We start from the raw sequence: 22069 nt of genomic DNA on the forward strand, positions 1-22069 counted from the left end.
TGAGCCCCGCGTATTGCGCGCGGGGCTTGGTGGTCAATGCTCTAGAAACCAAGGCGATACCTCAGTTAGGAATTGGGTTTTATCAGTGATTTTATCGCGCGTATCGAAAATGACACTGCCCCGTTCTTCTCGCAGACCCATCAAGAAATTCGTGACATTTTGGGCGCCGGCAATACCAGGAGCTTGGTAGCAAATGGCTTGTCCGGATTTCCGGGAGTTTACACCAACGCAGTGTTGAGTTTAATCAAAGCGAATAGACCGCAAAGCCAAGGGTAAGCCGAATGAGCATAAGTGAGGCTGAGAATCTGACCGAATTGGCAGATCGCTATGGATCAGACAAAGGTTCATCAAAACATCGATACACCGAACTCTACCATTTGCTGTTTCACCCTTACCGTCATAGCGAAATTGTTTTTCTAGAGATGGGCCTTCTGATCGGTGGACCTGAGCACGGGGTCGACAAAGATCGAGCTACCAAAGATTGCCCCTCTATTCGAATGTGGCTTGAGTACTTTTCGAAGGCACAAATTCATGGCTTGGATGTCTCCGATTTCTCGTGGTTTGAACACGAACGCTTCACATTTCACCGGTGTGACATGAATAACCGAGAGGAAATTGCAAATACAGCAGGCAAGATTGACCCAGCGCCAGATATCGTGATCGATGATGCAAGTCATGCAAGTCATCATCAACAGAGTGCTTTTTTAGAGGTTTTTCCGAAGCTCGCTTCAGGAGGGCTCTATATTATCGAAGATTTGAGGTGGCAGCCAAAAACCTATGAATTAGCGGGCATAACAAAGACTGCCGCACTTTTTCGTAGCTTTCAGAATGACCGAGAATTTACACATTCAGACCCATCCATAGCCGAAGAATTTAACGCACTAATTCCTCAGATTTCGGCCTGCATTATTGAACCTGCGCGGTATCAGAAACACCGCAAAGACCAAGTTCTGGTCGTGCACAAAAAATGAAGAACTAGCCCGCATCTTCGTTGGGGGTAAAACCAGAGCGTCCTCTATCGCAATCCGTTGAAATCTTCGACCCCCCAACGAACTGCAAACACCTGAAGCGTGGATTTTTTTCGCCAAGCGCGACGATACCTCAATACCCTAGTGGCTCTATTTGAGAGCCTCGCTATAACACAACGCCCCGCGTCTGGAGGAACGCGGGGCGTGTGGTGCGATAATCCAGAGAGGAACGATTATCGCGGCGTATAGCGGTCGCCTTAGTTCACGGCTTTGGCGTCGACCACGTCCTTTTCAATGGCATTGGCCGAAGAAATCTCGATCCGGCGCGGTTTCAATGCCTCGGGCACTTCGCGCTTCAGGTCGATGTTCAGCATGCCGTTTTCATGGCTCGCGCCGATGACCCGTACGTGATCAGCCAGAGCAAAGCGGCGTTCGAACGCGCGGGTGGCGATGCCACGGTGCAGGTAGCTGCGCTCTTTATCCTCGGCGGCTTTTTTGCCAGCAACGATAAGGGCGTTTTCTTTCATTTCGACCGAAAGGTCATTCTCCGAAAAACCGGCGACTGCAACCGAAATGCGATAAGTGTCGGCATCGGTCTTTTCGATGTTGTAAGGCGGGTAGCTCGGCTGAGCCACATCATTGGTCAGCACGCGATCCATCATGTCGGCGATCTGGTCAAAACCAACGGTGGCACGGTGCAGGGGTGCAAAATCAAAACTACGCATGTGTCATATCCTCATATCAGAGCGATCTGTGTTCTGCCCTCCGTTCGGACGGGCATCTGGTTGATACGGGCCCCGTTCGTGGCGACCCGATACAGTTCACATGGGTAGCAATTTGATCGAGTTCAACCCCCGCCTGAGCTGATGAATTTCGCGCCGGAATTCGACTTGCCGGACCCGACCTGCAACCGGCGGATCGTTGCCTGTGGACGCGGGGCATCGCGTCGCAAGTCCGCCTTTAGTTCGGAAACGATTCCAGATAGTTCCATGCCAAACCCTACTTTCTGATACCCGTTGGACGCGACTGCGGAAACCACAGACAGAATCTGCCAACGCGGGCCGTTTTTGGCAAGTAAGGCAGAACCTGAGGACCCAAAGGTGATATCGCAGTTGAAAGTTATCAATCCCTGGTCTCGATCTAATATCCGACAGGACCTTTCACGTGTAATCGCCTCGGACCGACCGCGCCCGTATGAGGCCAGGCTGACCTCATTTCCCGAGACCCTACCCTGATGCAGGGCAAAAGGATCGGCGATGGAATATGGGATTGGCTCGTCCAGACGCATCAGAGCCACATCAACCTTCACCCGCGGTGCCGACACCGGGCCGTTTGCCACGAAATCCGGGTGCGCCGCGATTTGAATTACCTTGCGGTCGGCTAATGCGTCCTCGCCGCTCAACCCCGCCCGAAAAGTCACCATTCCCGGCGGGTACGGTTCGCCGGTGGCCTTGTCCAACGCACAGTGCGCAGCGGTCAAAACCAGATCCTGCGCAATCAGGGTGCCTGTGCAAAACCCGTCATCGCCGATGTCCAGACGTCCAACCGCCTCCCACCCGTAAAGGTCATCGCGGTCCGTCAGTTTACGCTTGGCGGTCTGGGCGTAAGTTGCAGAAGCGGAAATTGAAAGAAACAAAAGAAAATTCAGAAAAAAGCGACTCATGGTTTTATGAACCTTGCTCCAATGTTGCGGCGTGCCCCACCTTGGGAGGAAGACACGCCAAATCCGCGGCCAGCCGACAATTCTGCCTGCAGCAGCTCCAATGAATCTTCGACCGCGGTGCCAACCGCCACGCGCTGCCCGTTGAATTCGGCCTTGGCTGCGACGACCGAAACGATGCGCGGCCGGTCCCCTTCAAAGGAAAAGACCGGCGCGCCCGACGACCCGAACTCGACGTCACAGGACAACACCAAAACGTTGGATGTGCGCGTCATGACCGAGCACACTTCTTGCAACGAGGGGGCCTCGGCCCGATCCTGTGCGTAGGACACGACCCCCACTTCGGCACCTCGGGACGGGCGGTCTCCGGTCTCGAACGGAATTACGCTCGTATTGCGGATCGGTTGCCACAGCTCGATCAGCGCGATGTCATTGTATAGCCGCGAGGCCGTTGCCTCGGTGCTGTATTCGTAGTCCGGGTGAACAACAGCGCGACGTGCGGCCCGATAGGCCGATGCACGGCCAAGACGCCAGGCGGCCAGAAACTCGACCTCTGCCAGGTCAATCCGCTGACCAGTTACCTTATCGAACAGACAATGGGCAGCCGTCAAAACCTGGGTCGGAGAAATCAGTGTCCCGGTGCAAAACCCGGCGCCGTCGTTGATATCCAGGCGCCCTACCGCCATCCACGCGCGCCCCGCATCGGTGGTTTCCAGGCTTTTCAACCCGGTATCCTGGGCTGCGGCGGACAACGGCGTCAAAGCCAGCGCCAATGCTGTGATCCAGTTTCGCAAATGGCACTCCGGCTTTGCTGTTGACGTATTTTCCTACGTCTCCGGTGCGGCAAAAATAGGGCGATGACGCCCGCGTCCGATTAACAGGGCGAGTGGTGCGCTGTTGCATCAGCATGGTCTATCTAAGGACCGGAACCTCAGGTTTGGCTGGTTCACGCAAGGCCCGCGGCACCGGCCCGCCGGTTGCCCAATCCAAAAGCTCGACCGTGTGCAGCACGGGAATGTCCGTGCCAGAGCCGATCTGCATCATGCATCCGATATTGCCCGCCGCGATCACGTCCGGCTTTTTGGCTTCCAGCGTTTTGACCTTGCGGTCCTTCAGCTTGCCCGAAATCTCGGGCTGCATCAGGTTGTAAGTTCCCGCGCTGCCGCAGCACAGATGACTATCTGTAGGCTCTAACACAGCAAAACCGGCCTGTTTCAGCAGAGTTTTGGGATGAGCTTTGATCTTTTGACCGTACTGCAAAGAACAAGCTGCATGATATGCAACGGTCAGGCCCCTTTCTTCACCTTCAGGCAGTTCCAGCTGGATCAGCAGTTCGCTGATATCCATTGCAATCGATGACACCCGCGCCGCGTCTTCGATTATGGGATCGTTGCGAAACATATGGCCATAATCCTTGACCGTCGTGCCGCAGCCCGAGGTGTTGATGACAATGGCGTCCAGCCCGTCGCCGTGCATTTCTGCGGTCCAGGCCCTGATGTTGGCCTTTGCGGCCTCATGGCTTTCGCGGGTCTTGCCCATGTGATGGGTCAGCGCGCCGCAGCACCCTGCCCCTTCAGCCACGACGACCTCGCATCCCGCCCTGGTCAAAAGTCGAATAGTTGCGTCGTTAATGTCAGTATTCAAAGTTTTTTGCGCACAACCCGTCATCAGAGCAACGCGCTTGCGCTGCGGTCCCTTGGCCGGAAATCTCTGCGGGTCGTCATTGCGACTAACGGGCGGGATATGTTTGGGTGCCATGTCCAGCATGGCACGCAACCGGGCATCAGGCATCAGAAAGCGGAATGGCCGCCCGAGCTTCGCCCCGATCAAAGCCCAGCGGAACCGCATCGGATAAGGCAGGATCTGAGCCAACACCCAACGCAGCGCTCGATCCGAGAAGGGGCGTTTGTAGTTCTCTTCGATGTATTCCCGCGCGTGGTCGACCAGATGCATATAGTGCACCCCCGATGGGCATGTGGTCATACAGGCCAGGCAAGACAGGCAGCGGTCGATATGCTTGACCGTTTTCTCATCCGGCACACGCTCGTTTTCCAGCATGTCCTTGATCAGGTAAATGCGCCCCCGTGGACTATCCAACTCGTCCCCCAGCACCTGATATGTCGGGCATGTGGCTGTGCAAAACCCACAATGGACGCAGTTTCGCAGGATTTCATTTGATCTTTGGATCGCGGGATCTTGCAACTGCTTTTCGGTGAACGTCGTCTGCATCGGCTTACCCCATCAACCCCGGATTAAACAAACCGCGGGGGTCGAATCTTTGACGAATACCCTTGGTTAGAGCCGCAATACCATGCGCCTCCGGTTGAAAACGCCCCAGTTCGGCAAGTGTATCCTGTCCTGCCCGCACGATATTTGCGTGACCGTCAAACGCGCCTAATTGCGCCCGCAGATCAGTTCCAACCGGCACCAAGGCCCAGATCAACCCGCCACCCCAATCAAACAACGTCCGATCTGCCCGGATGCGCGCAACGATGTCCGGCGCATCCGAGGGTTTGACCGAAATGCGCCAGACATCACCGCTTTGTTCGTGGAAACCGGCTGCATCACGCAGGTCGGCCCACAATGTGCCAGGATGCTCAAGTTCGGCAACCTCGCCGAAAACAGACAGTAGGGATTTCAGTTGATCCGACCGGTATGTCACCGAACTCGCAAATCCTTCGAGGCGCAGTAAGGCGCACCCCATGTCTGGGTCGTACGCTGCTCCGCTGACTTCAAAAGGGGATTTCAATGCGGCGGACAGCGCTGCAATTGCGGTGGTCACATCGTGCGCCTGAACAGACATCGTTGCGGCGACTTCGGGCTTGGGCAGTACCTTCAACGACACTTCGGTCAAAACACCCAGAGTGCTCCAGGATCCCGCCATTAGTTTGACCAGATCATAGCCGGTGACGTTCTTCATGACCCGGCCGCCATTCTTGACGACCTGCCCCATGCCATCGACATAGCGCACGCCCAGCAGAAAATCGCGGCATGCCCCTGCCTGTACCCGCCGGGGCCCAGATATGTTGGCCGCCACAACACCGCCTATGGTCGGTGTGCCACTGGTTCCCAGCAGTCCCCGGTGATCCATAGGCTCAAAGGCCAATTGCTGACCTTCAGCGTCCAATGCGGCCTCAATCTCTCCAATCGGCGTGCCGGCCTTCGCCACCAGCGTCAGCGCGCCGGGTTCATACAGCGTGATCCCGGTCAGCCCGCTGGTTTGAATAGCCATGTCCGGCCCCGCGACGCCACGCGTACCGCCGCCGGTAATTCGCACTGGTTCATCTAACCCGGCCACCATCTCGGCCAGTTCGGCTTCTGTCTTTGGATACATGGAAATTCTTCTTTGTTAGAGCCGTATTTTAAGCAGCGATGCGCCGGGATTTAGACGCCTGCAATGGGAACACCTTGGCGGGGTTCAGCAACCACTTTGGATCGAACACGTCCTTTACGGCCATTTGCGCCTCAAGGTCCGCAGGCGCGTATTGGTGGGACATCAGATCGCGCTTTTCGATCCCAACCCCGTGCTCACCTGTCAGGCAGCCACCCACATCTACGCAAAGCTTCAGGATATCAGCTCCGAACGCCTCACATTTCTCTAGATCACCGGGTTTGTTGGCATCGAACAGGATCAACGGGTGCATGTTGCCATCGCCTGCATGAAACACGTTGCCGACCGGCAAGCCGTATTGTTCGCTCATTTCGCCAATCCGGCGCAGCACTTTCGGCAAGGACGACACCGGGATCGTGCCGTCCAGACACATGTAGTCGTTCAACTGCCCCATAGCACCAAAGGCCGACTTGCGCCCCAGCCAGATTTTCGCGCTTTCTTCGGCCGACTGGCTTTCGCGCAGTTCGACCGGATTGTGGCGCTTGGCGATTTCGATGATCTTTGACAACTGATAGTCCATCTCGGCCTCGGACCCTTCGACCTCGACAATCAGCAAAGCGGTGCAGTCGGGGTAACCGGCATGGGCGAAATTTTCACAGGCTTTGATGCACAGAGTATCCATGAATTCGATCGCAACCGGCAGGATGCCCGACTTGATAATGTCCGAGACGCATTGCCCGGCGACCTCGTTGTCATCAAACCCCATCAGCACGGGTCGTGCACCTTCGGGTTTGCGCAGGATACGCAGCGTGGCTTCAGTCACCACGCCCAACTGCCCTTCAGACCCGCAGATGACTCCCAACAGGTCCAAGCCGCCAGAGTCCAGATGCGCGCCGCCAATCTCGACCACGCTGCCATCCATCAGCACCATCTTTACGCTCAACAGGTTGTTGGTAGTCACGCCGTATTTCAGACAATGCGCCCCGCCTGAGTTCATGGCGATGTTCCCAGCAATGGCACAGGCGAGCTGTGAGGACGGATCTGGCGCATAGAAGAAGTCGTCTTCCTCGACCGCACCGGTCACGCTCAGGTTCGTGCGGCCTGATTGAACGCGAATGAAGCGGTTGTCATAGTCGACCTCCAGCACCTCGTTCATCCGGGCGACTCCAAGGATGACGCAATCCGCTGTTGGCAACGCGCCACCTGCCAAGGAAGTACCCGACCCGCGCGGAACCACTGGAACGCCTTCCTCGTTGCAGATGCGTAGAACGTCCGAGACCTCTTGCGTGGTCGACGGCAGCACCGCCAGCATCGGAGGGCACCTATACGCCGTCAGTGCGTCGCATTCATAAGCACGTGTCTCGGACGGCTCGTGAATAACCGCCTCTTCGGGCAAGACCTGCAACAAACGTTGAAGAACCACGGCCTTGCGGCGCAGAACGTCAGGATTTGGCGTTGGCATTTCCATGGCTGATCCTCCATTTGGTAAAATAATATTACCAATTTCTCCATCTGGCAAGTTCTCATGTCTGGCCCTAAGGTCGCCGCATGACGTGGATTGATCGGGCACAACTTTTTTCACCGCTGGACTATGCGGCAATTGCCGTGCTGCTAATTGCTTGGCTCTGGATCGGGTGGCGGATCGAAAACCCCTCCCCTAACAAGAGTTCTGTTACGATGATGATGGATGACTATCGTCGAGAGTGGATGCGGGAAATGGTCACTCGGCAGCCCCGAATGTTCGATGCGCAGGTGGTCGCGGCGATGCGGCAGGGCAGCACGTTCTTCGCCTCGACTACGATGATCGCTGTCGGGGGCGGGTTGGCTTTGCTGGGCAATACCGAACGCCTTGCGGGTGTCGCCAATGATCTGGCCATCGGCAGCGCACCGGCCATGGTGTGGGAGATCAAGATTCTGATCATCATCCTTTTTCTGGCCAATGCATTCCTGAAATATGTCTGGGCGCACCGGTTGTTTGGCTATTGCGCGGTTCTGATGGCCTCGGTGCCCAATGAACCATCGGACCCACAAGCCTATCCGCGCGCAGCACAAGCGGCCGAGATTTGCGTCACCGCGGCGCGCAGCTTTAACCGCGGTTTGCGCGTGACCTATTTTGCCCTGGCATCCGTTGCCTGGATACTTGGGCCGGTGGCGCTGTTGCTGGGCACGGCGATCACGTTTGGCGTTCTATACCGGCGCGAGTTTGCGTCGCATTCCCGGCTGGTCCTGCTGTCCCAACCGGGCGACACGGATTCGTGATCGCGAAGCCGACGGACACAGCCTAGGATCGCCACATGCGGTATATGATTCTCAGCCTTCTTCTCGCCAGCCCGGCGCTTGCCGACCCCTCTGTGATTGAAAAAGTGGCGGCCAGCCAAAGCGGTGACACGTGGCGATTCGACGTGACGATCCGCCATCCCGATACCGGGTGGGATCACTATGCTGATGGCTGGCGCGTTCTGGACATGGACGGCAATGAACTGGGCATGCGCGTATTGCATCATCCACATGAGAACGAGCAGCCCTTTACACGCTCACTATCCGGGGTGGCGATTCCAGATGGCGTGTCTCAGGTTCAGATTCAGGCGCGGTGCAGTGTCGATGGCTGGGGTGACGAGACGACGTTGGTCACACTGAACTGATCTTCAGAACACACCCAGCGCCAGACCCGCACCCAACGCAGCCCCAATATCACGGCACTCATCCAGTTGGTTTTGCGGGATGGTCTTTTCGGCCAGAATAGCCTCGGGCGTTTGCGCATGGGTACAGATGATTAGCGGCGACTGAACCTCTTTCAAGCGCCAACCAGTGGCGATCCGCGCAGTTTGGCGGGCCGCATTCTCGCCATCAGACCCGGCACAGATCATCTGGGCATAGGGCCGTCCTTCGATCTTGCCCAGCACAGGATAGTAGCAGCGATCAAAGAACTCTTTCATCAAACCTGAAATCGCGGCCAGATTCTCGGGCGCGCAGAAGATAAACCCATCCGCGGCCAGCAAATCCTCAGGGGTCGCCTGATCTGCAGTTTTCAGAACCGTTTCCGCTTCGTCCCGCGCTCCAGCCGCGGCGGCTTGGGCCATTTGACGGGCTCCGCCAGTGCGCGAATGGTAGACAATCAGAAGCTGCGCCATGTCAAACCCGGTGATAGGGACCGCCCGACAGGATGGTCGCGGCCCGGTAAAGTTGCTCGGCCAGCATCACACGGACCAGCATATGCGGCCAGACCATCGACCCGAATGAGATGGAAAAATCGGCCTCGGCCCGCAGATCAGCGTCTATTCCGTCCGCACCGCCAATGATCAATGCCAGATCCTGCCGCCCGGCATCGCGCCAGCCACCCAGTTTCTTGGCAAAATCAGGCGAGGAAATCACCCGCCCGCGTTCATCCAGTGTGCAGATCACCGCGCCTTTGGGCAGGGCCTTGCGCAGCAACGCGGCCTCGGCGCCCATGCCTGCGTTTTTCTTGTCTTCGACCTCAACCACGCGCGCAGGACCAAGGCCCAGCGCGCGGCCGGTCCGGTCAAATCGGGTCAGATAATCGTCAAGCAGGGTCTTCTCCGGTCCGGCACGCAATCGCCCGACCGCACAAATGCTTATACGCATATTTCTCTCGCCTCCGGCCTGTTAATGCAGGCCGGGATGGCGCCTCAGTTGGCTGAGGCGCTGCCACCCTGAGGCAGCCACATCTTTTCCAGCTGATAGAATTCACGCACTTCGGGGCGGAAGATATGGACGATCACGTCGCCCGTATCGATCAGCACCCAGTCGCCGGCATCCTTGCCTTCGACCTTCGAGGTGAAACCGAATTCCTGCTTGATGCGATCCGTCAGCTTTTCCGCCATGGCCGAGACCTGACGTGTCGAACGCCCGGACGCAATGACCATGTGATCCGCGACAGACGACTTGCCTTGCAGGTTGATCTGCACGACATCTTCGGCCTTGTCATCGGAAAGTGAGGAAAGGATACGTTCAAGCAGCTTGTCGCTGATTGACTGAGAGTGGGCCACTACATTGGCCCCATCATCGGCGGGCAAACCCGCCTGTGTATGTAGAGACAGGACATAGTCCTCCTTTGTTGCGCGCCGCCAAACCCCGGCGCAGGGGTACTAATAAGGTAACAAGGGGAATGCAACATTTCAATGAACGGGCGCTTTAGGGGCCGCACAGGCGCTCACTCTTTGGCGATCTGTTGCTGCTCTGCGCCGTCCGACAGCAACCGAACCTCGCGCTGAGGGAAAGGAATCGATATCCCCTCGGCCTTGAAAGCATCCCAAAGGGCGAGGTAAACATTGCCCCTGATATTGGTAAGCCCCTTGGTCGGATCGCTGATCCAGAACCGCAGCACATAGTCCAAGCTGCTGTCGCCGAACCCGGTTATATGGCAGACCGGCTCATGTGAACCGCCGCTGAGAACACGTTTCACCGATTTAACTGCCCGGATCGCGGTTGCGCGCACCTGATGCGGGTCGTCGTCGTAACTGGTGCCAAAGTCCAGATCCAGACGCACATAACGGTCCGAATGCGACCAGTTCACCACCTGATTGGTGATCAAGTCTTCGTTCGGGATCAGGTATTCACGCCCATCCCGCGTGACCACCGATACATACCGCGCGCCCAGCGCGTTGATCCATCCGAATGTGTCACCCAACGAGATCACGTCGCCCGGTTTGATCGAGCGGTCCATCAGGATGATGATCCCGGAAATCAGGTTCGACACAACTTTTTGAAGACCAAAACCGATGCCCACGCCGATCGCGCCTGACAACAGCGCGATGCCAGTCAGATCAAACCCAAGCGTGCGGATGGCCGCCATAAAGACAGCTCCGTACAGCAGAACTTGAATGCCTTTGGCCAACAGAACCTGCATCGAAGGCGTGATGTCGTCGTTCCTCTGCAATCCCCGCTCGGCCGTGCGGGTCCCGATGCGGGCCAACGTCAGCAGCACGCCGATCAGCAAAGCGGCCTTGAGAATTCCCAGTGCCGAGATGTGCAGATCACCGATGGAAATCGCCACGCCGTCCAGAAACTCAGCCACATCATCCGTCAAGTTCAGCGCAACCAGTGTTGCATAGACCCACATTGCCCATTTGAAGATCCGCCGCAGCGTACGGTTGCGGACAAGTCGCGCCACCAGCGCGATCGCCAGCCAAGCGGCGGCCAATGTCGCGATCACGCCGATAATGTAACTGTGCGACGGCCAGGTCACATTCTGCATGAACAGGTACAGCGTCCAGGACAACAAAACGAAATAGACCAGTGTTAGGCGCTGCATCAGCTGAACCAGAGTGCGCAGCCGCCATTTGGGCCAGCCGGTGCGGGCACGTGCCCAGGTTTCCCACCGGTTTTGCGTCACCAGTTTGAGCACATATGCCAAAGCCCACAGGGCGAGGATGATGATCAACTGGTGCCGCCGCCAACCCGGCGTGACGATCAGATCGACAAGTTTGCCGAACTGCACGGAAAACCCCGCGACCATGTTTTCATAGAGTTCCGACAGCGAGCTGGGGATCAGGTCTTGGTTCATACAGGTCTCCTGACACGCAGCTTGGACAGCAACTCGGGGTGATGCAAGCCCGAGGCCGGATTGAACCTTGATTGACGGGCACACGCGATATATCTGAGGCGCATGAGAGTCTATTTGGCCCCTGCTCCGACACTGCAAGACCGCACGCGCCTGCGTGAACGGTTCTTTGGGGCCGCCCGCACGGTTCTGGCCCGCCTATAAGCGGCGCCCAGCCACTCGCCAGCTATTTCTCATTACATACGGGAGAGGACCGATGTCCCCCAAAACACTCTATGACAAGATCTGGGATGCCCATGTCGCGCACGAAGCCGATGATGGCACCTGCCTGCTTTATATCGACCGCCATCTGGTGCACGAAGTCACCAGCCCGCAAGCCTTTGAAGGGCTTCGCATGGCGGGTCGTCCGGTGCGCGCACCGGAAAAGACCATCGCTGTGCCGGATCACAACGTTCCGACCACTGCGGATCGCGTAAACGGGATCGAAAATCCCGAATCGCGCATTCAGGTCGAAGCACTGGACAAGAACGCAAAAGATTTCGGCATTCACTATTACCCGGTGAATGACGTTCGTCAGGGCATCGTTCACATCGTCGGCCCCGAACAAGGCTGGACGCTGCCCGGCATGACCGTTGTTTGTGGCGACAGCCACACCGCCACCCACGGCGCGTTTGGTGCTTTGGCCCACGGCATTGGCACGTCCGAGGTCGAACATGTTCTGGCCACGCAGACTCTGATCCAGAAGAAATCCAAGAACATGAAGGTGGAAATCACCGGCAAATTGCAGCCGGGTGTGACCGCCAAGGATATCACTCTGGCTGTGATCGGTGAGACCGGCACTGCCGGTGGAACCGGCTATGTTATCGAATATTGCGGTGAAGCGATCCGTGATCTGTCGATGGAAGGCCGCATGACAGTGTGCAACATGGCGATCGAAGGTGGTGCCCGCGCTGGCCTGATCGCGCCGGACGAGACCACCTATGAATATGTCAAAGGCCGTCCCCACGCGCCGAAAGGTGCCCAGTGGGAAGCTGCTCTGACATGGTGGAAAACGCTGTTTACCGACGATGACGCGCATTTCGACAAGGTCATCACCCTGCGCGGCGAAGACATCGCACCTGTCGTGACCTGGGGCACCAGCCCCGAGGACGTACTGCCGATCACCGCAACTGTACCGAACCCCGAAGATTTTGAAGGTGGCAAGGTTGACGCAGCCCGCCGCTCGATCGAGTACATGGGTCTGGAAGCCGGTCAAAAGCTGAGCGACGTCGAGATTGACACTGTTTTCATCGGGTCCTGCACCAATGGTCGCATCGAAGACCTGCGCGCTGCTGCCGAGATCCTGAAGGGCAAAAAGGTCAAGGACGGCATGCGTGCCATGGTCGTTCCCGGTTCGGGCCTGGTTCGTGCACAGGCTGAAGAAGAAGGTCTGGCCGAGATTTTCAAGGATGCCGGTTTCGAATGGCGTCTGGCCGGGTGTTCGATGTGTCTGGCGATGAATCCGGACCAGTTGCAGCCGGGCGAACGCTGTGCAGCGACCTCAAACCGCAACTTCGAAGGCCGTCAGGGCCGGGGCGGACGCACCCATTTGCTGAGCCCTGCAATGGCTGCCGCAGCGGCAATCACAGGACGGCTGACAGACGTCCGTGAATTGATGTAAGGTCCCTTCACATCTAGATATTTGAGGGATTGAAAACATGAGTGACTGGGTCAAATGGCTCCTGCTGGGGCTTCTGTCCATAGCGTTCGGTATCTTTGTACTGGGCGCGCCAGTTGTGGCGTCTGTCGCCGTGACGGTGGTAACCGGTGTGTTGCTGCTCATCTCGGGCGCGCTGCAAGTTGTTGGCGGCTTTACGGTTGAAGGTACCGGCAACAAAATTCTGTCACTCATCATGGGTGCGGTGATGCTGTTTCTGGGCTGGTCCTTTCTGGATCACCCGCTGCAGGGAACCCTGACACTGGCAACCGTGATGCTGATCCTGTTCATGGCAGGCGGCATCGCGCGGGTCATTCTGTCGTTCCAGATGAAAGGAACACAGTTTTTCTGGCCCACGATGATCTCGGGCATCTTGTCGATCGTCCTCGCGGGCATCATCTGGACATATGTGGGAAGCGATCCTCAGGTGCTGCTGAGCATTTTGGGTATCTTCCTGGGCATTGAGATGCTGTTCAACGGGTTCGGCCTGGTCTTTATGGCGTTCTTCATCCGGAACGCACCCAACGACGCAACAACAGAAGCGAAACAAGCTTAAACGCGGGATACGGGCGCGGCCCTCTCTCGCAGGAGTGTAGACATGGAAAAGTTTGACAAAGTCCACGGGGTGGCCGCCCCAATGCCGCTGATCAATATCGACACCGATATGATCATTCCGAAAGTGCATCTGAAAACCATCAAACGGTCCGGCCTTGGTGTCGTGCTGTTTGATGAGATGCGCTACCATCAACATGGTGGCGAAAACGAAGACTTCGTGCTGAACAAACCCGCTTATCGTCAGACAGAGATTCTGGTTGCCGGTGACAATTTCGGCTGCGGCTCCTCGCGCGAACACGCGCCCTGGGCGATCAAGGATTTCGGCATCAAGGTTGTGATCTCGACCAGCTTTGCCGACATCTTCTTTAACAACTGCTTCAAGAACGGCATCCTGCCCATCGTGGTCGAAGAAGAACACCACGCGATCCTGATGGAAGATGCGCATAAAGGCGAAAACGCCCGCATGACCGTGCATCTGGAGGATCAGCAGATCACCACCTCGGATGGCGTTGTGATCGAATTCAGTGTCGACCCACATCGCAAGCATTGCTTGCTGAATGGTTTGGACGATATCGGCCTGACGATGGAAAAAGATCACCACATCGACAAATTCGAGGATCACGCAAGCCAAGCCCGCCCTTGGGTGTGATTCCAAGAACGAATCTGTGGATACTCAACCTATCGGGGTCGCCTGGGCGACCCCTTTCGCGTTCTTGGGGTTATCAGCCCAGCAACCACAACATGTGGTATTCCCCCTCTGATACACGCCGAATTTGCGACAGGAATGATGCAAAGGCGCACCAGTTTCGCCATCTTTTTGCCTGAAATTCCGTGTTTTCTGCAGCTTGGCTTGAGCGGATTGCCGCTTATCGTCAGTGTTGGCGATAATAGAGGCACCCGTCGAATAATAATTATCGGGCACAAGTTGGGACGAAACCGTCAAAGAAGCGGTCAATCCGGTTTGAAAGGGTTTGGATAGTGATTGCGCGCACAACAGGGGCGGCGATTCGGGGATTATTGGTCGCACTTTTGGTGCTGACGCCCGCGTTGTACCTGCCTGTAACGTCTACGAATGGGACCGAGATTGTCGTCTTTCTCGCCATTCTCGCGTTTTTCCTGACATTCGCTGAATACAACTCCTCCTTTCCCAGCTTTATCGAATTCCGCGATGCGCCACCTGTGAACCGTTTGCGCTTTGTCGGCCTGATGTCGATGGTCACGTTCCTGACGTTGATCTGCAAAAACGCATATACGCCGACCAGCCTGACGACAATTTTCTACTCCTTCGGTGTGGGCGTCGCGAATGTGGTCGACTTTCCCTATTCGCCAGTACGGCTGATCATCCTGATGCTGCCGACTGACGCAAGCGCCCCCCTGATCGAACTTGTCCGTATTTCTGCCAGCGTCGCGTATGTCGCTGCTTTGGTGACGATCGCCAGCTTTGCCTATGCGGTGAAAGTGCGCGGCTGGCCGACCGGAAATGGCGCCTTCAATGTCTGGACCAATCTTCCGCTGTTCGACCCCACCAAAGGCGGTGACGTAGTTACGCGCCTGCAGCGCGACGGTCGGCTGAACATTTGCATCGGTATTCTGCTGCCGTTCCTGATCCCGGCGCTGATCAAACTGCTGACTGACTATGCCGATCCGATCTCACTGAGCAATCCTCAAACCCTGATCTGGACGCTCAGCGCCTGGGCCTTCCTACCGGCCAGCATGATCATGCGTGGCATGGCGACCCTGCGCATTGCCAATCTGATCGTCGAAAAACGGCGCGCCTATTCCACAGCCGAGTCTACGCAGACCGCATGATCCGCATCCTGATCCTGCTGCTGTTGCCCGTTGTGGCGCAGGCAGAGACGATCCGTATTGCCACCTTCAACACAGAACTCAGCCGCGATGGTCCGGGCTTGCTGTTGCGGGATATTCACCGCGGTGATGATCAGGTGATGGCGGTTGTTGCCGTTTTGGCGGACACCCGCCCCGATATCATTGCGTTGCAGGGGATCGACTGGGATTTCGAGGGGCTGGCGCTGGCGGCGCTGGCAAATCGGTTGCGCGAGACCGGATTGGATTACCCCTACACTTTCGCAGCCCAACCAAATTCCGGCCTGGAAACGGATCTTGATCTGGACGGAGATGGTCGCACCAGCGGCCCTGGTGACGCACAAGGTTGGGGTCGCTTCACCGGACAAGGTGGGCTGGCCGTGATGTCCCGCTATTCCATCGCTTCGGATCAGATTCAGGACCTGTCCGACCTGCTATGGCTGGAACTGCCCGGCGCTGAACTGCCTCAACATGACGCAGGCCCCTACCCATCAGAACCGGCGCAAAACGTTCAGCGGCTCTCATCCGTGGCGCATTGGATTGTGCCCATTGAAACTCCGGCAGGGCAGCTGGATTTGATGACTTTTCATGCCTCACCCCCAGTGTTTGACGGGCCAGAGGACCGCAATGGCCTGCGAAACCAGGACGAAATACGCCTTTGGTCCGCAGTCATGGATGGTGAAGTCGGGCGCAAACCCGATCGTCTGTTTGTCATCGCGGGTGACGCCAATCTGGACCCAATGCGAGGTGATGGACGCAAAGAGGCGATCCGAGAGTTTTTGAACGACCCCCGCCTTCAGGACCCTTCACCCCAAGACCCCTCAGGCGATTTGACAACGGTGGTCTGGAAAACGGTTGGTCCAATGCGGGTCGATTACGTCCTGCCATCGGCCCAATGGCAGGTGGTGGATTCCGGGGTGCACTGGCCCTTCGCGGGCTCTGAAGAACGCAAAACCGCCGAAAGCGCCAGCCGTCACCGGCTGATCTGGGTCGACCTGACACTGCCTCGCTGATACGGCACTTTGCGCCATGATCTGGCCTGCAAAGCAGACCTGACGCAATTTTCAGACGCTAACGGAAACAAACCTGTATTTTCCTTGCCGTCAGGCGGGATCGTCTCATTGACCCGATGCCGCGCAGGCGCTAGGGCCTGTGCTGTAAAACGCAAGGAGATCCTTCATGTCCAACCCCTCGCTCCTCATCCTGCCCGGAGACGGAATTGGCCCCGAAGTCATGGCCGAAGTGCGCAGAGTCATCGACTGGTTCGGTGCGAAACGCGGCCTGGAATTCGACGTGAGCGAGGATCTGGTCGGCGGTGCCGCGTATGATGCGCATGGCAAGCCCCTGTCGGACGAGACGATGGCCAAAGCGCAAGAGGTTGACGCGGTTCTGCTGGGTGCTGTTGGCGGCCCGAAATACGACGATCTGGATTTCAGCCTCAAGCCCGAGCGCGGCTTGCTGCGCCTGCGCAAAGAGATGGACCTGTATTCCAACCTGCGCCCGGCACAGTGCTTTGACGCGTTGGCCGATTTCTCGTCGCTGAAGAAAGACATCGTTGCCGGCCTCGATATCATGATCGTGCGCGAGCTGACCTCGGGCGTCTATTTCGGCGAGCCGCGCGGCATCTTCGAGGAAGGCAATGAACGTGTTGGCATCAACACCCAGCGCTACACCGAATCTGAGATCGAACGCGCCGCGCGCTCGGCATTTGAGCTGGCAATGCGCCGGAACAAAAAGGTCTGCTCGATGGAGAAGGCCAACGTCATGGAATCGGGCATCCTGTGGCGCGAAGTTGTGAACCGTGTGGCCAAGGATTACCCCGAGGTCGAACTGAGCCATATGTATGCCGACAATGGCGCGATGCAGTTGGTGCGTGCGCCCAAACAGTTCGACGTCATCCTGACAGACAACCTGTTCGGCGACATCCTGTCGGATTGCGCGGCGATGCTAACCGGCTCGCTGGGAATGCTGCCGTCGGCCTCGTTGGGTGCTCCGATGGCGAATGGCCGCCCCAAGGCGATGTACGAACCGGTCCATGGTTCGGCCCCGGATATCACCGGTCAGGGCAAAGCCAACCCGATCGCCTGTATCCTCAGCTTTGCCATGGCGCTGCGCTACAGCTTTGATCAGCTTGAAGAAGCAGATCGTCTTGAAGCCGCGATCGAGAAGGTTCTGGCCGACGGTGTTCGCACAGGCGACCTGCTGGCAGATGAAGGCGTCACGCCGGTTTCGACCACGGAAATGGGTGATGCGATTTTGGCCGCCCTTGACGACAGCCTCTGATCAGACCCACATTCAATTGAAAAGGCGGTGCCCAGCGCACCGCCTTTTTTAGTTTCCACCGAAGATGTTGTTCAGCAGATTGTTGATAGCCCGGTCCAACCCGGTTTGGTTCTTACGGCGCTGTTGCTGCGGTTGCGCTGTTCTGACCGGTGGGTCCGGGGCCAGCATCGGCAACGGCGTCGGTGTCATGCCTTCGGTCACGCGCAGCATGGTTTCTTTCCAGATTTCAGCCGGCAACCCGCCTCCGGTCACACCGGATAATGGGGTGTTGTCGTCATACCCCATCCAGATGCCCGTTACGTAATCGGCCGTGAACCCGATGAACCACGCATCCCGCGCAGCCTGCGTCGTGCCGGTTTTACCCGCCACCTGCCAACCAGGCAATTGTGCACGCGCACCGGTTCCCTCAGACACAACACGCTCCATCATCCAGGTTAGTTGTTTGGCGGCTTTGTCGTTGATGACCCGCTCACCAATGCCGGTTGTCGTCACCATGACCGGGGTTTGATCGCCCAACAGCTTCAATTCGGTCAGCCCATAGGGTTCCACCGCCGAGCCACCGTTCAGGATGCCGGCGTAAGCCCCCGTCATCTCGATCAGCGTGCTTTCCGACGCGCCCAGCGCCAGAGCGGGGCCTTGCGCCAGATCACTATCGATACCGAATTCGCTGGCCACCGTGCGGACATTGTCCAGCCCGGATATCTCGGCCACTCTGACCGCCGGGATGTTCAACGAGTTTTTCAACGCATCTGCCAGTGTGACGCGTCCGTAAAACTTGTTGGTGTAGTTCTTGGGACACCATTGGCCAGAGCCCGGAATGTTCACGCAGTAGGGCTCATCCACCACCGTATCCAATGGCGAATATCCCAGCTCAAGCGCGGTGGCATACACGAAGGGTTTGAACGAAGACCCTGTTTGCCGCAGCGCCTGCGTGGCGCGGTTGAATGCGCCGGACACGCGGGTCTTGCGCCCGCCAACCATGCCGCGCACGGCCCCGTCCGCCGACATCACCACGATCGCGGCCTGCGCCTTTGATCCCTCGCGGACCTTTTCTTGAAAGATGAATTGCAGCGCTTCTTCTGCTGATTTCTGGATACGTTGATCCAGCGTGGTGCGGATCACAACGTCTTCGGTCGTGTTGCGTGTAAAGAACTCGGGCCCACTGGCCATCACCCAATCGGCGAAATAACCGCCCGCCCGCGCAGCCGCGGCTTCGGACAGTTGCGCTGGATTGCTGCGCGCACTGCTTGCTTGTGCCGAGGTCAGATACCCCTGTGCCTCCATCAGGCCAACCACCAGCCGCGCTCGATCCTGCGAACGTTGAAGGTTATTCGTCGGTGCATAGCGCGTCGGTGCCACCAGCAGACCAGCCAGCATAGCAGCCTGCGACGGGCTGACCTCAGCCGCCGAAATCCCGAAATAGCGTTGGCTTGCCGCCTCGAACCCGCGCGCACCCGCGCCCAGGAAGGCCCGGTTCAGATAGATGGTCAGGATCTCGTCCTTGGAATACTTGACCTCCATCGCCATCGCATAGACCGCCTCTTTGGCCTTGCGCCAAAGCGAGCCTTGACGGCAATCGGACTCATAGGCAGCTTCGGATTCCCATTCACTGGGCTCATAAGGCACACCCAGACACAACAGCTTGGCCGTCTGCTGCGTGATGGTCGACCCACCATGCCCCGACAGCGGTCCGCGCCCTTCGCTCAGGTTGATGCGCACAGCGCTTGCGACACCGCGCGGGCTGACGCCGAAATGGCGATAGAACCGCTTGTCCTCGGTCGCGACGACCGCGTTCTTCAGATGCGGCGAGACGGTATCGGCCGTGATCACCCCACCAAATTGGTCCCCACGCCAGGCAAAGACCTTGCCGTCCCGATCCAACAGGGTCACCGACCCGCGCGCCCGACCGTCTAGCAAAGCATCGACGTCAGGCAGAGAGGAGTAGACAACCCCAACCGCCAAAGCCAACAGCATGGCAGCCACCGCGCCCACACGCCAGGTCACTCCCCAAATCAACCGCCAAATCCAACGGAACATGCGGCGAAAGAAGCCGCCGCCACCACCGGACGTCTTGCGGGTTTTCTTTCGGGCGGTTTTGCGCGTCGACGTTTTACGCGCCGTCGCCTTTTTGCCGGCGGGCTTTGTCGTCCGCTTTGTGGTCGCGGGTTTGCGCCCTTTGGAAGGGTATCTTTTGTCCGCAACAAGCGATGTCTTGCGGCGCTTGGACTCAGTCATGCTCAAACTCTGCCCGGTTATCATTTTGAGGCACCATACCCTGCCACTGGCGCGAAGTAGAGGTATGAAATTCCGCTAACCGGCCTCTAAAGTTTGCCTGATTTTTGGGCAAAAACGTTTCTTTGTGCAAAAATTGTGCACCTTCCCCCCTTTTCCCCTGCGTTCACCCGCCCTGACCGTTTCTAACAGCGGTCAGTCACGCTCTCTTTCTGCAGGTGCAAACAACCGGTCCTGCCGGACAGGAAGAGGGGAAAGACGTGAAACTGATCATTGCGACAATCAAGCCATTCAAGCTGGAGGAGGTGCGCGAGGCACTGACCGAGGCCGGCGTGCGCGGCATGATGGTGACCGAGATCAAGGGCTTCGGCTCGCAATCGGGCCACACCGAAATCTATCGTGGGGCCGAATACGCGGTGAATTTCGTGCCCAAGATCAAGCTTGAAATCGTGGTGCCCGCCACGATGGCCGACCAAATCGTCGAGACCATCACCAAAACCGCCAAGACCGGCAAAATCGGTGACGGCAAGATTTTCGTCCTTGATGTCGAGCAGGCGCTGCGCGTGCGGACCGGGGAAACGAACGAAGAGGCGCTGTAAGCGCCGCCACTCCAAAGCATTCGAGGACTGACAATGAACCTGATGAAATCTCTCATCCCAGCCGCCGCGCTAGTCGTGCTGCCGCAGATGGGCCTGGCGCAAGAGGCCGCCGAGGGCGAAGCCGCGCTGCACACCCAGTATATTTTTACCACCCTGCTGTTCCTGATGGCAGGCTTCCTTGTCTTCTTCATGGCAGCAGGATTTGCCATGCTCGAGGGCGGTCTGGTGCGTTCCAAGAACGTTGCCATGCAGATGATCAAGAACATCGCGCTGTTTTCGATTGCCGCGATCATGTACTGGCTGGTCGGCTTCAACACGATGTACCCGGGCGATTTTAATGGTTTCTTTGCCCTTGGCGGTCCGACCGTGCTTGATGCCGTGGGTGTTGCGCCCGCAGACGCGGCGTTAGACTACGCGTCTATCGGTTCGGATTTCTTCTTCCAGCTGGTCTTTGTGGCAGCAACCGCATCCATCGTGTCCGGTGCCGTGGCCGAGCGCATTAAGCTGTGGCCCTTCCTGGTCTTCGTCATAGTGCTGACTGGTATCCTCTACCCGATCTCTGGATCGTGGAAATGGGGCGGCGGCTGGCTGGATGCCATGGGCTTTTCCGACTTCGCCGGTTCGACAGTTGTGCATTCGGTCGGTGGCTGGGCCGCTCTGGCGGGATGCCTGATCCTTGGCCCCCGCATTGGCAAGTACAAAGACGGCAAAGTTCACCCGATGCCCGGCTCGAATCTGGCGCTGGCAACCCTGGGTACGTTTATCCTTTGGCTGGGTTGGTTTGGCTTCAACGGCGGCTCGCAGCTGGCGATGGGCACCGTAGGTGACGTATCCGACGTCTCCCGCATCTTTGCCAACACCAACATGGCCGCCGCATCTGGTGCTATCGCAGCCCTGATCATGACGCAGGTGTTGTACAAGAAACCTGACCTGACCATGGTGCTGAACGGCGCGCTGGCCGGTCTGGTCTCGATCACCGCAGAACCGCTTGCCCCGACCCTGTTCGGAGCGCTTTGGATCGGTGCAGTTGGCGGCATCATCGTGGTCTTCGCGGTTCCGATGCTGGACAAGTTCAAGATCGACGACGTTGTCGGTGCCATCCCGGTTCACCTGTTTGCCGGTATCTGGGGCACCATCGCCGTTATCTTCTACGGCGAGGCAAACCTGATCACCCAACTGACCGGTATCGTAGCTTATGGCGTGTTCACATTTGTTGGCGCGTTGATCCTATGGACGATTCTGAAGACGACGGTTGGCATCCGCGTCAGCGAAGAAGACGAGATCAACGGCCTCGACATGGCAGAGCTGGGTATGGAAGCTTATCCAGAGTTTTCGAAAGGCTAAGAGCCAGCCACTCGAAAACAAAAAACCCGGGCGTTCGCGCCCGGGTTTTCTGATTT

At 57.7% G+C, this 22069-nt stretch carries 23 protein-coding genes; 12 read left to right on the forward strand and 11 right to left on the reverse strand.

Annotated features, from left to right (window positions below):
- The first annotated feature begins 281 nt into the window (after positions 1 to 281).
- Positions 282 to 971, forward strand: a complete 690-nt coding sequence (locus AC2FJE_RS20935; protein WP_496757950.1) for a hypothetical protein — start codon at positions 282 to 284, stop codon at positions 969 to 971.
- 254 nt (positions 972 to 1225) lie between these two features.
- Here AC2FJE_RS20935 and AC2FJE_RS20940 read toward each other — a convergent pair whose 3' ends face one another.
- The 6 genes from AC2FJE_RS20940 to AC2FJE_RS20965 all read right to left on the reverse strand — a co-directional run bounded on the left by AC2FJE_RS20940 (position 1226) and on the right by AC2FJE_RS20965 (position 7427).
- On the reverse strand, positions 1226 to 1693 hold the full coding sequence (locus tag AC2FJE_RS20940; RefSeq protein ID WP_058276541.1) for an Hsp20 family protein: 468 nt from the start codon (positions 1691 to 1693) through the stop codon (positions 1226 to 1228).
- 122 nt (positions 1694 to 1815) lie between these two features.
- The gene (locus tag AC2FJE_RS20945; protein WP_496757948.1) at positions 1816 to 2631 is read right to left on the reverse strand and encodes a trypsin-like serine peptidase; all 816 of its coding nucleotides are present in this window, start codon (positions 2629 to 2631) and stop codon (positions 1816 to 1818) included.
- Positions 2628 to 3422, reverse strand: coding sequence for a trypsin-like serine peptidase (locus AC2FJE_RS20950; protein WP_496757947.1), 795 nt, complete (start codon positions 3420 to 3422; stop codon positions 2628 to 2630). The genes AC2FJE_RS20945 and AC2FJE_RS20950 overlap by 4 nt, the downstream gene beginning before the upstream one ends.
- A gap of 118 nt (positions 3423 to 3540) precedes the next feature.
- Entirely contained in the window at positions 3541 to 4857 is a 1317-nt protein-coding gene (gene glcF, locus AC2FJE_RS20955; protein ID WP_496761442.1) for a glycolate oxidase subunit GlcF, read from the reverse strand.
- Positions 4858 to 4861: 4 nt separating this feature from the next.
- Entirely contained in the window at positions 4862 to 5962 is a 1101-nt protein-coding gene (locus AC2FJE_RS20960; protein ID WP_496757940.1) for an FAD-binding protein, read from the reverse strand.
- 28 nt (positions 5963 to 5990) lie between these two features.
- Positions 5991 to 7427 carry an FAD-linked oxidase C-terminal domain-containing protein gene (locus tag AC2FJE_RS20965; RefSeq protein ID WP_496761445.1) on the reverse strand — a complete coding sequence of 479 codons (1437 nt, stop codon included), beginning with the start codon at positions 7425 to 7427 and terminating at the stop codon, positions 5991 to 5993.
- Positions 7428 to 7507: 80 nt separating this feature from the next.
- On the opposite strand from AC2FJE_RS20965, the gene AC2FJE_RS20970 reads away from it, so the two are divergent.
- Both AC2FJE_RS20970 and AC2FJE_RS20975 read left to right on the forward strand, forming a co-directional pair.
- Positions 7508 to 8218 carry a DUF599 domain-containing protein gene (locus AC2FJE_RS20970; protein WP_058273022.1) on the forward strand — a complete coding sequence of 237 codons (711 nt, stop codon included), beginning with the start codon at positions 7508 to 7510 and terminating at the stop codon, positions 8216 to 8218.
- A 35-nt stretch (positions 8219 to 8253) separates the two neighbouring features.
- On the forward strand, positions 8254 to 8601 hold the full coding sequence (locus AC2FJE_RS20975) for a hypothetical protein (protein ID WP_496723557.1): 348 nt from the start codon (positions 8254 to 8256) through the stop codon (positions 8599 to 8601).
- 3 nt (positions 8602 to 8604) lie between these two features.
- Here AC2FJE_RS20975 and AC2FJE_RS20980 read toward each other — a convergent pair whose 3' ends face one another.
- The 4 genes from AC2FJE_RS20980 to AC2FJE_RS20995 all read right to left on the reverse strand — a co-directional run bounded on the left by AC2FJE_RS20980 (position 8605) and on the right by AC2FJE_RS20995 (position 11483).
- The gene (locus AC2FJE_RS20980) at positions 8605 to 9090 is read right to left on the reverse strand and encodes a flavodoxin family protein (RefSeq protein ID WP_282170872.1); all 486 of its coding nucleotides are present in this window, start codon (positions 9088 to 9090) and stop codon (positions 8605 to 8607) included.
- 1 nt (position 9091) lies between these two features.
- Positions 9092 to 9562 (reverse strand): 23S rRNA (pseudouridine(1915)-N(3))-methyltransferase RlmH, encoded by a 471-nt coding sequence (gene rlmH, locus AC2FJE_RS20985; RefSeq protein ID WP_496757936.1) that lies wholly within the window; start codon positions 9560 to 9562, stop codon positions 9092 to 9094.
- 44 nt (positions 9563 to 9606) lie between these two features.
- Positions 9607 to 9966 carry a ribosome silencing factor gene (gene rsfS / locus AC2FJE_RS20990; protein WP_058276550.1) on the reverse strand — a complete coding sequence of 120 codons (360 nt, stop codon included), beginning with the start codon at positions 9964 to 9966 and terminating at the stop codon, positions 9607 to 9609.
- Positions 9967 to 10130: 164 nt separating this feature from the next.
- Entirely contained in the window at positions 10131 to 11483 is a 1353-nt protein-coding gene (locus tag AC2FJE_RS20995) for a mechanosensitive ion channel family protein (protein WP_496761446.1), read from the reverse strand.
- Between the two features lie 102 nt (positions 11484 to 11585).
- On the opposite strand from AC2FJE_RS20995, the gene AC2FJE_RS21000 reads away from it, so the two are divergent.
- The 7 genes from AC2FJE_RS21000 (at position 11586) to leuB (ending at position 17838) form a co-directional block, all read left to right on the forward strand.
- Entirely contained in the window at positions 11586 to 11684 is a 99-nt protein-coding gene (locus AC2FJE_RS21000; RefSeq protein ID WP_108861670.1) for an isopropylmalate isomerase, read from the forward strand.
- Positions 11685 to 11736: 52 nt separating this feature from the next.
- Positions 11737 to 13140: a 3-isopropylmalate dehydratase large subunit gene (gene leuC / locus AC2FJE_RS21005; RefSeq protein WP_058276552.1), complete on the forward strand. Its 1404-nt coding sequence runs from the start codon at positions 11737 to 11739 to the stop codon at positions 13138 to 13140.
- Positions 13141 to 13177: 37 nt separating this feature from the next.
- Entirely contained in the window at positions 13178 to 13732 is a 555-nt protein-coding gene (locus AC2FJE_RS21010) for an HdeD family acid-resistance protein (protein WP_109311305.1), read from the forward strand.
- 42 nt (positions 13733 to 13774) lie between these two features.
- Positions 13775 to 14380, forward strand: coding sequence for a 3-isopropylmalate dehydratase small subunit (gene leuD / locus AC2FJE_RS21015; RefSeq protein ID WP_058276554.1), 606 nt, complete (start codon positions 13775 to 13777; stop codon positions 14378 to 14380).
- Between the two features lie 329 nt (positions 14381 to 14709).
- Positions 14710 to 15540, forward strand: coding sequence for a hypothetical protein (locus AC2FJE_RS21020; protein ID WP_496757930.1), 831 nt, complete (start codon positions 14710 to 14712; stop codon positions 15538 to 15540).
- Entirely contained in the window at positions 15537 to 16568 is a 1032-nt protein-coding gene (locus AC2FJE_RS21025; RefSeq protein ID WP_496761448.1) for an endonuclease/exonuclease/phosphatase family protein, read from the forward strand. Before AC2FJE_RS21020 ends, AC2FJE_RS21025 begins: the two co-directional genes overlap by 4 nt.
- A 166-nt stretch (positions 16569 to 16734) precedes the next feature.
- Positions 16735 to 17838: a 3-isopropylmalate dehydrogenase gene (leuB, locus tag AC2FJE_RS21030; RefSeq protein WP_058273034.1), complete on the forward strand. Its 1104-nt coding sequence runs from the start codon at positions 16735 to 16737 to the stop codon at positions 17836 to 17838.
- Between the two features lie 48 nt (positions 17839 to 17886).
- On the opposite strand, the gene AC2FJE_RS21035 is transcribed toward leuB, so the two are convergent.
- Positions 17887 to 20073 carry a transglycosylase domain-containing protein gene (locus tag AC2FJE_RS21035; protein ID WP_496757924.1) on the reverse strand — a complete coding sequence of 729 codons (2187 nt, stop codon included), beginning with the start codon at positions 20071 to 20073 and terminating at the stop codon, positions 17887 to 17889.
- Positions 20074 to 20330: 257 nt separating this feature from the next.
- Between AC2FJE_RS21035 and AC2FJE_RS21040 the strand changes: the two genes are divergently transcribed.
- Positions 20331 to 20669, forward strand: coding sequence for a P-II family nitrogen regulator (locus AC2FJE_RS21040; RefSeq protein ID WP_058273036.1), 339 nt, complete (start codon positions 20331 to 20333; stop codon positions 20667 to 20669).
- A gap of 33 nt (positions 20670 to 20702) precedes the next feature.
- The gene (locus tag AC2FJE_RS21045) at positions 20703 to 22013 is read left to right on the forward strand and encodes an ammonium transporter (protein WP_472722416.1); all 1311 of its coding nucleotides are present in this window, start codon (positions 20703 to 20705) and stop codon (positions 22011 to 22013) included.
- Positions 22014 to 22069 lie beyond the last annotated feature (56 nt).

The sequence above is a fragment of the Ruegeria sp. CDSC002 genome (assembly GCF_059610905.1).